This window comes from Kitasatospora sp. NPDC043949, assembly GCF_056435365.1.
Genome location: NZ_JBWKEQ010000019.1, coordinates 18400 through 33362 on the forward strand (window position 1 = coordinate 18400; position 14963 = coordinate 33362).

10 protein-coding genes are annotated in these 14963 nt (G+C 74.8%); 3 read left to right on the forward strand and 7 right to left on the reverse strand.

Annotation, left to right across the window (positions count from 1 at the left end):
- Positions 1–2 precede the first annotated feature (2 nt).
- The 5 genes from AC07AL_RS17710 to AC07AL_RS17730 all read right to left on the reverse strand — a co-directional run bounded on the left by AC07AL_RS17710 (position 3) and on the right by AC07AL_RS17730 (position 10075).
- A complete protein-coding gene (locus tag AC07AL_RS17710) occupies positions 3–4964 on the reverse strand; it encodes a DNA repair ATPase (RefSeq protein ID WP_478317773.1) in 4962 nt (1653 codons plus the stop codon).
- 65 nt (positions 4965–5029) lie between these two features.
- On the reverse strand, positions 5030–7048 hold the full coding sequence (locus AC07AL_RS17715) for a flotillin family protein (RefSeq protein WP_478317774.1): 2019 nt from the start codon (positions 7046–7048) through the stop codon (positions 5030–5032).
- 106 nt (positions 7049–7154) lie between these two features.
- Positions 7155–7889 carry a hypothetical protein gene (locus AC07AL_RS17720; RefSeq protein ID WP_363580332.1) on the reverse strand — a complete coding sequence of 245 codons (735 nt, stop codon included), beginning with the start codon at positions 7887–7889 and terminating at the stop codon, positions 7155–7157.
- 155 nt (positions 7890–8044) lie between these two features.
- Complete coding sequence (locus AC07AL_RS17725) at positions 8045–9160, reverse strand: PucR family transcriptional regulator (protein ID WP_400807389.1); 1116 nt, start codon at positions 9158–9160, stop codon at positions 8045–8047.
- A gap of 99 nt (positions 9161–9259) precedes the next feature.
- Positions 9260–10075: a GntR family transcriptional regulator gene (locus AC07AL_RS17730; RefSeq protein WP_478317775.1), complete on the reverse strand. Its 816-nt coding sequence runs from the start codon at positions 10073–10075 to the stop codon at positions 9260–9262.
- Between the two features lie 262 nt (positions 10076–10337).
- Between AC07AL_RS17730 and AC07AL_RS17735 the strand changes: the two genes are divergently transcribed.
- Positions 10338–11105: a tyrosine-protein phosphatase gene (locus tag AC07AL_RS17735; protein WP_363580338.1), complete on the forward strand. Its 768-nt coding sequence runs from the start codon at positions 10338–10340 to the stop codon at positions 11103–11105.
- Between the two features lie 19 nt (positions 11106–11124).
- Here the strand turns inward: AC07AL_RS17735 and AC07AL_RS17740 are convergent, their stop codons facing one another.
- Together AC07AL_RS17740 and AC07AL_RS17745 are read right to left on the reverse strand one after the other, a co-directional pair.
- The gene (locus AC07AL_RS17740) at positions 11125–11988 is read right to left on the reverse strand and encodes an ABC transporter permease (protein ID WP_363580340.1); all 864 of its coding nucleotides are present in this window, start codon (positions 11986–11988) and stop codon (positions 11125–11127) included.
- The gene (locus AC07AL_RS17745; protein ID WP_478317776.1) at positions 11985–12899 is read right to left on the reverse strand and encodes an ABC transporter ATP-binding protein; all 915 of its coding nucleotides are present in this window, start codon (positions 12897–12899) and stop codon (positions 11985–11987) included. Before AC07AL_RS17745 ends, AC07AL_RS17740 begins: the two co-directional genes overlap by 4 nt.
- A 133-nt stretch (positions 12900–13032) precedes the next feature.
- Between AC07AL_RS17745 and AC07AL_RS17750 the strand changes: the two genes are divergently transcribed.
- Complete coding sequence (locus tag AC07AL_RS17750) at positions 13033–14208, forward strand: sensor histidine kinase (RefSeq protein WP_363627970.1); 1176 nt, start codon at positions 13033–13035, stop codon at positions 14206–14208.
- On the forward strand, positions 14205–14867 hold the full coding sequence (locus tag AC07AL_RS17755; RefSeq protein ID WP_063349448.1) for a response regulator: 663 nt from the start codon (positions 14205–14207) through the stop codon (positions 14865–14867). Before AC07AL_RS17750 ends, AC07AL_RS17755 begins: the two co-directional genes overlap by 4 nt.
- The last annotated feature ends 96 nt before the right edge of the window (positions 14868–14963 follow it).

The following is a 14963-nucleotide window of genomic DNA, read 5'->3' on the forward strand; positions in this document are numbered from 1 at the left end:
CGTCACCCCCGCCACGTGCGCTTGAGCTCCTCCCAGCGGGTGGCCTGGGCGGGGGTGAGGCCGCCTCGGAGTTCGGCCAGCTTCAGCAGTTGTGCTTCGGCGTCGGCGCCGAGGGGCTGGGCTTCGGCGCGGTAGTGGTCGGTGAGGAGGGCGTCGAGTTCGGGGCGGGTGAGGGCCGGGTCGAGGCGCTGGGCGAGTTTGGCCATGTTGCGGTAGGAGCCCTGGAGGAGGAACGGGGGTTCGGTGCGGGTGCGGTCGTCCTGGGCGGCGGAGGCCAGGTAGGCCCGGTTGACGGCGAGGACGGTGCCGCGCAGGTGGAGCAGTCCGGCGAGGACGGCGGTCATCCGTTCGGCCTCGGCGGCGGGCCAGGCGCCCGCGAGGGTGCCGCCCGGGGTGCCAGTGGCGCGGGCCAGCAGGGTGTCCAGGTCGGCGCGGTCGGCGGTGGCGAGCGGGGCCAGGTGCGGGTTGGCGGGCAGCGTGTTCTCGACGAAGCTGAGCGCGAAGAGGTCCTCGCGCCCGGCGATGACGTCGCCGAGGTTCCAGACGTCGGCGCGGTTGGCGAGCATGTCGGGCAGTCGGAAGAGGCGGCCGGACTCGGTGTACGGGTTGGCGGCCATGACGACGGCGAAGCGCTTGCCGCGCAGGTCCCACTCGCGGGCCTCGCCGTCCCACACCCCGTCGATCCGGCGCTGGGCGTCGCAGAGCGGGATGAAGCGCTGGAGGAGCTCGGGCGAGGTGTGCTGGACGTCGTCGAGGTAGAGCAGCACGTTGTCGCCCGCGTGCAGGGCGAAGTTGAGCTTCTCGATCTCGCGGCGGGAGGTGGCGTCGGGGGCCTCGGCGGGGTCGAGGGAGGTGACCCGGTGGCCGAGCGCGGGGCCGCTGACGGTGACCAGCAGCAGGCCGAGCCGTTCGGCCAGGTACTCGACGAGGGTGGTCTTGCCGTAGCCGGGCGGGGAGACCAGGAGCAGCAGGCCGCTGCGGTCGACCGGTCCGCCGGCGTCGGCGGTGCCGAGCTGTTTGGCGAGGTTGTCGCCGACCAGCGGCAGGTAGACCTGGTCGATGAGCTGGTTGCGGACGAAGCCGTTGAGCGGGGCCGGCCGGTACTGGTCGAGTCGTAGCCGGGTGTGCTCGGCGGCCAGCAGGTCGGCGCGCAGCCGCTGGTAGGCGCGGTGTCCGGGGGCCTCGGTGGCGGCGAACTCGGCGACGCGGGTCAGGAGTTCGTCGAGGCGAAGGTCGAGTGCGCCGCCCGGGAGCCGGGGGTGGTCGCCGAGCAGTCCGGTGAGGCGGGTGGTGGCGGCGCCTTCGGCGGGTCGGCGTGGCAGGGACGGGCAGAGGAGCGCGGCGGCGGCCTCGGCGAGGTCTCCGGGGTTGGCGTCGACGGCGCTCGACTCCAGCCAGGCCTGGGCGAGTTGACGCCGGGCGGGCAGCAGGGCGGGTTCGGCGGGCAGTGCGGCCAGCGCTTCGGTGAGGCCGACGGATTCGGGTGCGGCGTGGAACTTGTCGAGCAGCGCGGCGGCCCCCGGCGCGTACGCGAACGTGGGTGTGGCGGCGGCGAGTTCGGCCACCAGGTACGGGCCGGCGGGCTGCGGGCACGAGGTGAACTCCGTGACGGCGGAGCTCAGTTCGTCGGACAGGACGGAAAGCGCGGCCAGGGCCGCGGGTGCGGCCGGGTCCGGCGCGGTGGGGTCCGGCGCGGTCGGGTCCGATGCTGTCGGGTCCGATGCTGTCGGGTCCGGCGCGGTCGGGTCCGGTGCGGTCGGCTTCGGTGCGGCGACGAAGGCCTGTCGGGCGAGGGTGAGAGCGAGGGCGAGCGAGCGGGCCCGGGTGTGCCAGACCAGTCGCTGCCGCTCGTCGGCGCCGTGCGCCCAGTACAGCTGCGCGGCCGCCCGGGCGGCCGCCGGGTGGCGCAACAGGCCTGCCTCGGCATGGAGTTCGAGCAGGGCGCGGAGCAGTAGCGCCGCGTCGTGGTCGTGGACGCCGCGCTGGTAGCCCTCGTCCGGGCGCTGTTCGGCGGCGCGGCGGACGAACTCCAGCAGGTCGTCCTCGGTGCGCAGGGTGTCGCGCAGGGCGTCCAGCCCGTCCGGTTCGGCGGCCAGCAGCAGGCTGGCGGCGAGGTATTCGGACCGGTAGAGCGCGGGGGTCTCGGAGGGCAGCGGTCGGCCCCAGTAGCGCTCGGTGGCGGCGAACGCCGGGTCGGTGACGGGGGAGCGGTAGTCGGTGCCGGTGAGGGTGAAGGCGGGGCGGCCGTGCCAGGGGACGAGGGTGAGTTCGGGTCGCTGGGTGGTGGCGGCGAACAGGTGGCGGCCCAGCCGCAGGGTGCCGGGGCCGTCGCCGGCGAGTTCGGCGCGGTCGCGCCGGGCCCGGTGGGCGCGGCTGCGGGCGGCGCGCAGCCGTCCGGTCAGCTCCTCGGCCCGGACCCGGTCGCCGAGTGAGGTCAACTGGGCGGCGAGGTCGCGGAGTTTGACGGCGGTCGGGTCGGCGGCGAGGGCGGCGTCGATCTCGGCCGCGGTGTCGAGGGCGGTGAGCCGCCGGTGCAGGGTGTCGAGGATGCGTGCGGCGGAGGCGGCGATCCGGTCGGCGCGGCGGGCCCGTTCCTCCAGCAGGTGCTGGCGGCGGGCGGTGAGGGCGTCGTGGATTCCGGTGCGCCGGTCGGCGAGTTGTTCGCCCAGCGCCGGGTCGGCGTCGGCGAAGCGGGTCTCCAACTGTTCGATCCGCAGCAGGAGTCGGCCGAGCTGGTCGTCGCAGGCCTCGGGGGTGTCGGCGGCGGCGAGCGCGGCGGTGGTGGCCTGGGCGAGCAGGGCGGTTTCGGCGGCGAACTCGGCGGCGGCCTCGCGGGTGCGCAGGTCGCGGCGGCGGACGGTGAGGGCGGCGCGGGCGCGGTTGAGCAGCCCGAGGACGTCGGCGAGCCGGTCGAGGATGGCGGTGCGGGTGGTGGCGTCGGCCAGGTCGAGGGTGCCGACGAGCTCCGAGACGGTCTGCAACGCCTCACTCTGCTCGGAGATCTGGAGACCCAGCGGCTCGGCTTCGGCGGCGGTGGCGAGGGCGGCGCAGCGGTCGGCGAGTTCGCCTGCGCGCCGGCGGTGCGGGGCGAAGGCCTCGGGTTCGGCGAGGTGTCCGACGGCGCGGGCGGCGGCCTCGGTCAGGCCCTCGGCGAGGTGGGCGGCGAGCGCGTCGATCCGGGCGGGGTCGGCGCGCGGCAGGTCGCGCAGCGCCTCGATCCGGCCCTGGGCGCGGCGCAGCCCGGCGAGCCGGTCGACCCATTCGGCGGCGTCGGCGAGGGTCTCGCCGCGGGCGGTGCGCAGCAGGCCTTCGACGTGCTCGGTGGCCTGTTCGGTCTGCCGGGCGGCGTGCGCGGTGAGTTCGGCGACGGCCTCGTACTCGGCGATGACCTGCCGGGCGGTGTCGCGGATCTCGGCGAGCGGGGCGGCGAGGTCGCCGAGGCCGGGCTGGCCCAGCCAGTGGTGCCGGTCGGCGGTGCGGGTGCAGGCGGCGAGGACGGCCTGGTGGCCGGCCGGGGTGTCGGCGCCGGCGGCGGCGAGCCGGGCCAGGGAGAGGCAGTCGGCGAGGCCGCGGACGAGGTCGGCGTTGCCGATCCGGGCGAGCGGGCCGGTGCCGGGCGGCTGCGCGGCCGCGTGGCGCTCGCTGGTGAACGGGGTCTGCCACAGCTGGACGGGGTGCAGCCGGGTGGGCCCGTCCTCGGCCGGGCGGAGGGCGATCAGGGTGCCGTCGGCGAGCAGCGCGTAGCCCTGGCAGGGCAGCGGGGCGGCGGCCTCCTGGCGGACGCTGTTGTACGGCTGGAGCAGGGCGCGGCCGTCGGCGGGGGAGCGGAACTCGTACAGCACGTCCTCGCCGTTGGGCGAGACGAGGGTGCGCTCGTAGGCCAGGCCGTCCACCGGCTGGTCGTAGCTGCGCACGGTGCCGTCGGCGAGGTGGCAGCCGCCGGGGAAGGCCACGCCCTGGTCGGCGGGCAGCCGCAGGCAGGCCTGGCCGAGTGCGTCGATCCGGGTGACCCGGCCGGTGGGCAGGTGGCAGACCAGGTGCCGGACGGTCTCCTCCTGGTACGGGCGCACGCGCACCAGCAGCAGGGTGCCGAGCCGGGCGTGGGCGATCTGGGCGTCGGCGAGGGTCTGCAGGGCCTCGGCGAGGGGTTCGTGGTGCAGCTCGCGGCCGTCGGGGGCGGTGACGGTCAGCCGGCCGCCGTCGATGCCGAGCCGGAGTTCGCCGCCGAGGTCGGCGCGCGGTGGGCTACCGGGGGCGGCGGGCAGCTGGTCGTCCCGGGTGAGGGCGGTCCAGGCGAGCTGCTGGCCGTCGGCGGCGGTGTGGTCGCGTTCGCCGCGCCCGTCCTGGTAGGCGGGGTGCCCGTCGTCGGCGAGGTCGTCGACGGGGCGCCAGCGCAGCACCCGGACGTCGGCGGCGGCGGGGCCGGTGCGGAAGACGGCGAGCAGGCGGCCGCCGACGGGGCGCAGCCGTTCCAGCCGGGCGTCGCGGAAGTAGCGGTGCAGGTCGGCGAGGTCCTGGCGCAGGCGCGGGTCGTCCAGCAGCGTGCCCTCGGTGGGGGCGGGGGTGAGGTCGGGGTGGTGGACGCTCAGGACCTCGCCGAGCGGCCCGGCGCCCGGGGATCCCTCGGACGGGGCGCCGGCGGAAACGGAGGCGGAAACGGAGCCGGAGGCGGAGATGGTGGCGGAGACGGTGGAAGCGGAGACGGCGGTGTCGGGCGCGCTGCCCGGGCGGGTGCCGAGCAGCAGCAGCCCACCGGCGGCGGTGAGGTCCTGCGGGAGGCAGGCCCGGCCGGTGGTGAGCCGGCCGGTGCCGACCAGCCGCAGCTCCCCGCCGCCGAACTCCTCGACCCGGCGGGCGTTCAACGCCTGCGCGCGGTCGGCGAGTTCGGCGGCGGACCGGGCGAGTCGGCCGCGCAGGACCTCATAGGTGCCGGCGTCGAGCCGGGCGTCGAGGGCGTCCACCACGTCAGTTCCTCAACTACTCGGTTTCTCAACTGCTCAGGAGATCGGGTATTCAGGCGACTCGGCGCTCACTTGGAGCCGTTGACCGACGCCAGCGCCCCGATCGACGTCTCGGCGATCCCCAACTTCTGGGCTGAGGTGAGCAGTTGCCGCAACTGCCCGGCCTGCTCGCCGCCTCCGGCGCCGATCATCCGCATCAGCAGCGCGGACACCGTCAGGTTCTGCACGTCCGCGGTGGACACCGAGGACAGCACCCGGGTGAGGTCCTCGGTGAAGCTGGCGCTGCCGTCGAGCCAGGGCCCGGCCAGGGCCTGGGCGGTCTGCGAGTGCCCGACGAAGGCGTCGACGCTCTTGGCGGCCGTCACCGACTGCACCAGGCGGTCGAAGAACACCCCGTCCCCGCCGACGATGTCGATCTTCGCCTTCTCCAGCCCGGCCGCGACCAGCGCGGACTGCGCCTCGGCGATCTGCCGCTGGGTGTCCAGCCCGGCCAGCCGGACGTCCTTCTCGGCGGCCAGCCGCAGCCGGTACTCCTCGTGCCCGCGCGAGGCCTCGTCCAGCTTCGCCATCGCCGCGGCCTTCTCGGTGAGGCCCTCGGCCTCGGCCTTCAGCTTGGCGCCGATCTCCAGCGCGGCGGCCTTCGCCTTCTCGGCCTGGACGGCGGCCTCGGCGCGGCCGACCTTCTCCACCGCCGCGGCCTCCTGCTCGCGCACCTGCACCTGGGCCAGCCCCTCGGCGGCGGCCTCCGCCCGGATGCCCTCGGCCATCCGGATCTTGGCGGTGGCGTCCAGTTCGGCGGCCTGCTGGCGGGCCTCGGCCAGCACCAGCGACTCGCGGGCCTTGTGCGAGGCGGCCTGCTCCGCGGCCTCGGCGGCCTTGATGTCCTTGACGAGCTTCTCCTGCGCCTGCGCCTCGGCCTGGATGATCACCGCGCGGCGGGTGCGCTCGGCGTCCTCGGTGGCGCGCAGCGTCTTGACGGCCTCCTCCTGCTCGGCGACGGTCCGCTCCACCGCCACCCGCTCGCGGACCACGTCGGCGACCTCCCGCCGGCGGGACTCGACCTCCTTCTGCTTGGCCATGGTGGCGAGTTCGGTCTCCCGGTCGCGGCCGATGACCTCCAGCAGGCGGTCCTTCTCGATCCGCTCGTTCTCCACCGCGATCACGCGCTCGCGGTTCTTCTGCGCCACCGCGACCTCGCGGGCCTGGTTCTCGCGCTGCACGCCGAGCAGTTCCTCGGTCCGGAGGAAGGCGGTCTGGGCGTTCAGCCGCTCCTCCTCCTGGACCCGGGCGATCACCGCGTCCTCCGTGGCCCGCAGGGTCTCGATCTCGCGGCGCTGGCGGATCTCGGCGTCGGCCTGGCGGCGCTGGAGTTCGAGGACGGCCTCCCGGGCGTCCACGTTCTGCCGGGTGATCTCCTTCTCCTCGGTGCGCTGGTACTCGTTGGTGCGCACGTGCTCGATCGCCGTCAGCTCGGTGATCTTGCGGATGCCCTGGGCGTCGAGGATGTTGTCGGAGTCCAGCTGGTTCATCGGGGTCTGTTCGAGGTGGTCGATGGCCGCGTCCTCAAGGGTGTAGCCGTTGAGGTCGGTGCCGATGACCGCGATGATCTGGTCCCGGAACTCGTGCCGGTGCGTGTAGAGGTCGGTGAAGTCGAGCTGCTTGCCGACGGTCTTCAGCGCCTCGGCGAACTTGGCCGCGAAGAACTCCTGGATCGCGGACGGGTCGCTGGCGCGGGCGGTGCCGATGGCCTGCGCGACCTTGATGACGTCCTCGACGGTCTTGTTCACCCGCACGAAGAAGGAGATCCGGATGTCCGCCCGGATGTTGTCCCGGCAGATCAGCCCGTCCCGGCCGGCGCGGTGGATCTCCACCGTCTTCACCGAGATGTCCATCAACTCGGCCTTGTGCAGCACCGGGAGGACGATCGCGCCGGTGAAGGTGACGTCCACCTTCTTGGTGCGGGAGACGATCAGCGCCTTGCCCTGCTCGACCTTCTGGAACAAGCGGCCCACGAACAGCAGCATGGCGAGCACGATGAGCAGTACGACGGCGACGAGAATGCCGAAACCCACGGCGATGGTGTCCATCACGGAGTCCTTTGACGAGATGACGAGATGGTGCGAAGTCGAGCGGACGAAAGCGGAACGATCGAGACAAAGGGGGTGAAAGGGGGTAAGGGGACGCCCGGGGGAGTCAGCCGCCCGGTAGCGCCGGGTCGAACGGCGCCACCAGGAAGTGCTCGCCGTCGGCGTCGTAGTCGAAGATCAGGGCGGTGCGGCCGGCCGCCAGCCCGGGCTCCTCGGTGAGCGTGCGGACCTGGACGGTCGCGGTGGAGCCGTCCTCGGCGGTGACCTCCGCCTGCCCGAAGTCGGCCGTCACCCGGCCGGTGCGGATCACGCAGACGCGGCCGACGAAGTCCCCCCGGGTCGCCGGACGGTCCTCGGGGAACAGCCGGGACAGCGGCCGGACCAGCAGCCGGGTGCCCGCCCAGGAGGCGACCAGCGCGACGGCGAACACGCCGCCGCGCGCCGGTGCCCCCGAGGTGAGGACGGTGCCGGCCAGGCTGACGAACCAGGCGAGCGCGACCAGCAGCGACACCGCCACCGTCACGGGCACCCCGCCCAGCCCCAGCGCGCCCAGCACGCCTCCGTGGTGGTGGGCGCCCCCGCCGTCGGCGCCGTGCCCGTCCTGGGCCCCGTGTCCCCCGTGCCCCCCGTGGGTCGCGTGCCCCCCGGCACCGTGGCCCAGGTCGCCCGCGTGACCGGCATGGCCGACGTGACCGGCATGCCCGACGCCGTGTCCCCCGTGCAGGGCGTCGAACCCCAGGCCGCCGACCAGCATCAGCAGCCAGTACCCGACCACCACCACCAGCGCGAAGCTGAACAGCGCCGTCGGAAAAGCCAGCGCGGCCGCGACGAATCCCCCCATCCCGGCCACGCTCCCCCGCTGTTCCCACGGCACCGCACCTCGGCGCCATGGAGATCGTGACAGCGGAGGGGTCGTTCGCACATTGCCAGGATCCGGCAATCTTTACGGCCCTTTGACACCCTGGAACGCACCGCCCGGGGGCGTTTGGCCGCCGCCTACAGCGGCTGCTCCGGCCAGTTCAGCAACCGGGCCCCCATCGCCGCCGTCTCCAGGGTGAACCGCTGCAGGGCGTCCGACGGGTCGTAGCCGGTCAGCGCCTTGATCCGCTCCAGCCGGTAGCCGAGCGTGCGGACGCTCAGCCCCAGCCGCCGGGCCGCCTCCGCGTTCACGTACGCGGCCTCCGCCTGCACCGCGATGGTGTCCAGCAGGGGGCGGGCGCCGCCGCGCGCCTCGGTCAGCGGGCCCAGCACGCTGCGCACCAGGTCGGCCATCGCCGCCCGGTCGCGCATCAGCACGGGGAAGACCAGCAGTTCCTCGGCCTTCAGCTGCCGCGCCGGCAGGTCCAGCCGGTCCGCGTAGTCCAGCGCGCCCAGCGCCTCCTCGTAGCTGCGCAGCACCCCGCTGGCCCCCGAGTGCCGGCGCCCGGTGGCCACCCGCAGCACCGGGCGGTAGCCGGGGCCGGGACGCAGCGCCAGGTCGGCGAAGGCCTCCAGGAGGGCGCGTTCGGTGTCCGGGGCGATGCACACCAGCCGGCCGTCCTTGCCGGCGAGCAGGACGTCCCGCTCGCCGAACCGCCCGACCAGCTCCCGTTCCACCCGGTGCACCAGCGGGTGGACGTCCGCGTACGGCGTGTCGCCGACGGCCACCGCCACCGCGTACGCGCCCGCCAGCCGCAGCCCGAACCGCTCGGCGCGCTCCGCCAGCAGGCCCAGGTCGCTGCGGCCGTACAGCAGGTCGTCGATGAACTCGCGCCGCGCGGACTCCTGTTGGCGCACGGCCATGCGCTGCGCGCGCTCGTGTCCCTCGCCGAGCGCCGCCAGTGCGGCCTCGGTCGCCGCGAGCACGGCGTCGCCGATCCGGCGCAGTTCCCCGACGCCGCCCGCCGCCGTGATGCCCGGCAGCACCTGCCAGGCCCGCCGGGTGGCCGCCAGGCAGTGCGCGACGACGTCGCGCAGCCCGTACCCGGCCTCGGCGCAGTGCTCGCCCAGCGTGCGCAGGCACTCCAGTTCGTCCCGGCGCAGCAGCCTCCCGGTGCGGGAGGCGTCGGCGAGCAGCCCGAGGTAGACCTCGGCGAGTTCGGTGGGTATGTCGTGCTCGGTCCCCTCGGACACCGCGGTACTCCGCCCCCCGTGACGCGTGATGATCCGGCGCGGAACTTTAGCAGGATCGATACGACGCCGAACGGTGCGGGGTGGGCGGCTGACCTGGCGCTATCGCGGGCCGGGCGGAGGTCCGGGCGGCAGGTAGGCCGCAGGGTCGGCAGGCGGCTCCGGCCGGGGCTCGCGGAAGTTCAGGACGAAGCGCGCGCTGCTGCCGTCGATCCGCCGCCGGACGTACAGCGCCGGGGCGCCGTCCGGGGTGCAGCTGACCCCCTCGCGGACCAGCAGCGGGGTGCCCGGCGGGACGCCCAGCAGCTCGGCGTCGGCCAGATCCGCGCCGATCGCGCCGAACGCCCGCCAGTCGTACTCCAGCTCCACCCCGGCCGCGCGGGCCAGGTCCAGCACCAGGTTCCCGGGCCGGCCGGGCCGCACCAGGGCGTCCGGCAGCGGGCCGAACGGCACCCAGTAGCTGCACGCGGCCCGGGCCCGCCCGCCGAGCCGGATCACCGTGTCCACCCGGGACAGCTCGGTCGGCGCCCGGCCCAGTTGCCGGGCCGCCTCCTCGTCCTCCGCCGACCCGGCCACCGGCGGGGTGCCCAGCACGAACTCGCCGTCGCCGGTGTCGGGGAGCGCGGCGTGCACGCTGCCCAGGTCGAAGCGCTGGCTGCGCGGGTCCACCGCGATCGAGACGCGGACGGCCGGCGGGCGGACGAACGTGCCCACGCCCCGCCGGATCTCCACCACGGCGGCCCGCTCCAGCTCCGCCACCGCCTGCCGGACGGTCAGCCGGTTCACCCCGAACTCGGCGCTCAGCTCGGGCTCGCTCGGCAGCCGGGCGCCCGCCGGGTACGCGCCGGCGTCGATCCGTTCCTGGAGCCGCCGGGCCAGCCGTCGGTAGAGCGGGGTGTTGGGAGGGTTCGTCGCCACATGCCCGATCCTACGAACCCCGAGCCCGCCGCCGCCCGCAGCCTGCTCAAGGCAGGGGCGCAGCCCGCCCACGGCCGGGCCCGCCGCCCGCCCGCCCCGTCCCCTCCCTCCGGTCGACGGGACCGGTCGGCGGGGGTGGGATGGAGGGGTGCGGGCGACCGTGGTTTGCCCCGCACCCCGGGGAGGGACTAGACATCTAGATGTCTTGATGCACGTCTGGATGTCCGGCCCCTCCCCACGGCCCCACCGAAAGGCCCCGCGCATGTCCCTGGTCAACTTCCGCGACTCCGCCGTCCTCGGCGACCCCGAGGGCCGGCGGATCCGCCCCGGCGTGCTGTACCGCTCCGCCCAGCCGTTCCCGGCCGCCGACGAGGCCACCGTCGCCCAGCTGCGCGCCTGCGACATCCGCACCATCGTCGACCTGCGCGACACCCGTGAGACCGACCCCGCCGACTGGGCCGCCGCCGAGGCCGCCGGAATAGCCGTCGTCGCCGCCCCGGTGAACCCCACCGGCGACGGCCTCGCCGCCCGGATGCGCACCATGGCCACCGCCGCCGACCTCGGCGACTACTACGTGCTGCTGGCCGAGTCCGCGCCCGAGGCCGTCACCGCCGCCGTCGAGGCCGCCGCCCGCCCGGGCGCCGTCCTCCTGCACTGCGCCGCCGGCAAGGACCGCACCGGCCTGCTGACCGCCCTGCTGCTGGACCTCCTCGGCGTGCCCGCCGAGCGGATCGTCGCCGACTACGCCCGCACCGCCGACGCCCTGCCGCAGATCTTCGCCGGCCTCTCCGAGCGCCACCGCACCGCGCTCAACGCCCGCGGCGCCCGGGTCACCGACTCCGAGGGCCGCGAACTCACCATCCCCGCCCCGCTCCTCGACGCCCCGGCGGAGGCCATGGCCGTCTTCCTCGACCGCGTCCGCACCCGCCACGGCGGCGCCGAGGCCTTCCTCCCGGCCTGCGGCGTCCCCGCCGCCACCCTCGGCGCCTTCCGCGCCAAGGCGGCCGCCGCGGCGGCCTCGGCCGTCTGACACCCGGCTTCCGTCCGGCTCAGACGTCCCGCCGCCGCATCAGGACCACCGTCGCCGCCAGCGCGACGGCCGCCCAGGCGCCCAGGGTGATCCAGGAGTCGAGCACGCTCGGCGCGTACTTGCCCATCGTCGTCGAGGAGTTGGGGTTGATCGTCAGCCTCCCCTCGGCGGCGAGCGGCAGGTGGTTGCCGATCTCCTTCAGCCAGCGGTAGCGGTCGCCGCCGAACAGCATCGGCACGATGAACAGCAGCATGACCAGCGAGACGATCGAAGCGGTGGCGTGCCGCAGCAGGGCGCCGAGGGCCATCCCGATCAGCGCGCAGACGGGCACGATCGCCGCGTAGCCGAGGACGGCCCGCAGGCAACCCTCGTCGGTGATGGAGAGCCCGACGTGCCGGGAGGCCAGCATGGCGTTGCTGCCGAAGAAGGACACCGCGGACACCACCGCCCCGGCGAGCGAGGTGAGGCCGGCGACCAGCACCACCTTGGCCACGGCCACGCCCCGCCGGTCGGGCACCGCGGCGAAGGTGGTGCGGATCATGCCGGTGGTGTACTCGCCGAACACGGTGATCGCGCCGAGGCTGCCGGCCGCGACGGCCATCAGGGCGCCGGAGATGCTGCTGAGGCCGTGGAAGAGCGGGTCGTACCGGTACGGCGGGAAGCCGGGCACCGGCGGGCGGGGGTGGTCGATGTAGGTGAGGTCGGTGTGGACGGCGTTCAGGTTGACCACGATCGCGGCCAGCGAGGCGAGCGCCAGCACCCAGTACGTGGACCGCAGCGAGCGCAGTTTGATCCACTCGGCGGCGAGCAGGTCGCCGAACCGGGGCCGCGGTTCGGCCGGGCGGGTGCGGGGGCGGGCGGGGGCGAGGGTGGCGGTACTCATCGGGCATCTCCTGCCGGGTATTCGACGCTGTCGGCGGTCAGGGACATGAACGCCGACTCCAGGGACGAGGTGCGGGTGGCGAGCTCGTGCAGCACCAGGCCGTGCCGCAGGGCGAGTTCGCCGATCCGGGCCGCGGGCAGCCCGGTCACCACCGCGCCGTCCGGCTCCTGCGCCTGCCGTACGGCCGCCCCTTCGGTCCGCAACACCTTGGCGAGCGAAGGCAGTTCGGGCGTCCGGACGGCCACGCTGGTGACGGCGTTGCGGGCGGAGAACTCCGCCAGGCTCTCGTCCGCGATCAGCCGGCCCCGGCCGATCACCACCAGCCGGTCGGCGGTGTGCTCCATCTCGGCCATCATGTGGCTGGAGACGAAGACCGTCCGCCCCTCCTCGGCGAGGCGGCGGAACAGGCCGCGCACCCACAGCACGCCCTCCGGGTCGAGGCCGTTGAGCGGCTCGTCGAACAGCAGCACCGGCGGGTCGCCGAGCAGCGCGCCGGCGATGCCGAGCCGCTGCTTCATGCCCAGCGAGTAGCCGCCGATCCGGCGCCCGGCGGCCTTGCCGAGGCCTACCTCGGCGAGCACCTCGTCCACCCGCCGGAGCGGGATGCGGTTGCCGCGGGCGAGCGCCGACAGGTGGGCCCGGGCGCTGCGCCCGCCGTGCACGTCCTGGGCGTCCAGCAGGGCGCCGACGTGGCGCAGTCCGCGCGGCCGGTCCGCGAAGGGCGCGCCGTCCACGGTGACGGACCCCTCGGTCGGGGTGTGCAGCCCCAGGATCATCCGCAGCGTGGTGGACTTGCCGGCGCCGTTGGGGCCGAGGAAGCCGGTGACGGTGCCCGGCCGGACGGTGAAGGTCAACTGGTCGACGGCCGTGGTGGCGCCGTACCGCTTGGTCAGTCGCTCGATCTCGATCACGGGGACAACGGTGCCGTCCGAGGCCCCGGCTGGGCATCGGGCCGCGGGCCACAACGCCGGCCGCCGCACTGGCCCGGGGGATTACGCCCTCGGGCCGATGTGCCGCCGCACGGGCCGCCGCTACCATCGGGCGATGATCACCAACCCTCGTCCGCCCCTGCTCAGGCGCCTGCCGCCGGGCGTCTGGGTGGCGGCGTTCTGGGTGGCCGTCATCACGTTCCGAGGCTTCCAGCGGAGCGACGAGCTGGCCCACCTGTTCCGCTACAACGGCAACTTCGAGGACATGCCGTTGCTGGTCACCGCGGTGGTCACGGTCCTGATGGCGTCGCTGCTGGTCCGGCTGCCGCTGCTGGCGGTGGCGATCCCGCTGGCGGCGTGCGTCTTCACGATCGGCATGCGGATCCAGGAGACGGCCGTGGTGCAACTGCTGCTCGCCGAGGTGGCGATCGGCTACTGCACGGCCACCCGCTCCCGGGCCGTGTCGCTGTGCGCCGCCGCGATGCCGGTCGCCATGGTGGCCGTCCTGGCGGTCTGGCGGGTGGCGAACGACTACCACACCGACTTCGTCGCCCAGGCCGCGTTCGCCTCGACCGCCGCGATCGCCTGGCTGGTCGGCAACACCGTCCGGCAGAACCGCGTGCACGCCGAGGCCCTGCGCAGCCGCGCCACCGAGCAGGCGATCACCGCCGAACGGCTGCGGATCGCCCGCGAGTTGCACGACATGGTCGCCCACAGCATCGGCATCATCGCGATCCAGGCCGGGATGGGCAGCCGGGTCATGGACACCCAGCCCGCCGAGACCCGCAACGCGCTGAACGCCATCGAGGCGACCAGCCGGGAGACCCTGGCCGGGCTGCGCCGGATGCTCGGCGCGCTGCGCCAGGGCGAACCGGAGTCCGCGCCGATGGAGGTCGCCCCGGGGCTGGGCGAGCTGGACCGGCTGGTCGAGCAGACGGCCGGCGCGGGCGTGCGGGTCGCGCTCACCCGCCTCGGCGAGCCCCGCCCGCTGCCGCCCGAGGTGGACCTCGCCGCCTACCGCATTGTGCAGGAGGCGGTCACCAACGTGGTCAGGCACTCCGGCACCCGGGACTGCCGGGTCACCGTCGACTACGGCCCCGAGGAGGTCGCCGTCACCGTCGTCGACCTCGGCGCCGGAGTTGCCGGGCCGTCCGCCGGCTCCGGTTACGGCATCGCCGGCATGCGCGAGCGGGTCGGCCTGCTGCACGGCGAGTTCAGCGCCGGCCCGCGCCCCGCGGGCGGCTTCCAGGTCGCCGCCCGACTGCCGCTCCCCGTGGAGGTCTCCCCGTGATCCGTGTCGTCCTGGTCGACGACCAGCCGCTCATCCGCACCGGTCTGCGCGTGCTCATCGCCGACACCCCGGACCTGGAGGTCGTCGGCGAGGCCGGCAACGGCGCCGAGGCGGTGGAACTGGTCGGCCGGCTGCGCCCCGACGTCGCCGTGATGGACATCCGGATGCCCGGCATGGACGGCATCGAGGCCACCCGCCGGATCACCGCCGACCCCGGCCTGCCCACCCACGTCCTCGTCCTCACCACCTTCGACGACGACGACTACGTGTACGGCGCGCTGCGGGCCGGGGCGGCCGGCTTCCTGGTCAAGGACCTCGCCCTGGAGACCATCCTCGACGGCGTCCGGGTGGTCGCCGCCGGGGACGCCCTGATCGCGCCGAGCATCACCCGCCGGTTGATCGGCGAGTTCGCCGCCCGCCCGCAGCCCGCCGCCGCCCGGTCCGGCCGGGCGACGGTCGACGGGATCACCGACCGTGAGCGCGAGGTGCTGACGCTGGTCGGCCGCGGGCTGTCCAACGGCGAGATCGCCGAGGAGCTGACCATCAGCGTGGCCACCGCCAAGGCGCACGTGGCCCGGCTGTTCACCAAGCTGGACGCCCGGGACCGGGTCCACCTGGTCATCCAGGCTTACGAGTTCGGCCTCGTCGCCCCGTCCTGAACCGGTCCTGAACCGGTCCTGAACCGGTCCTGAACCGGTCCTGAACCGGTCCTGAACCGGTCCCGAGCCGGTCCCGAGCCGGTCCCGAGCCGGTCC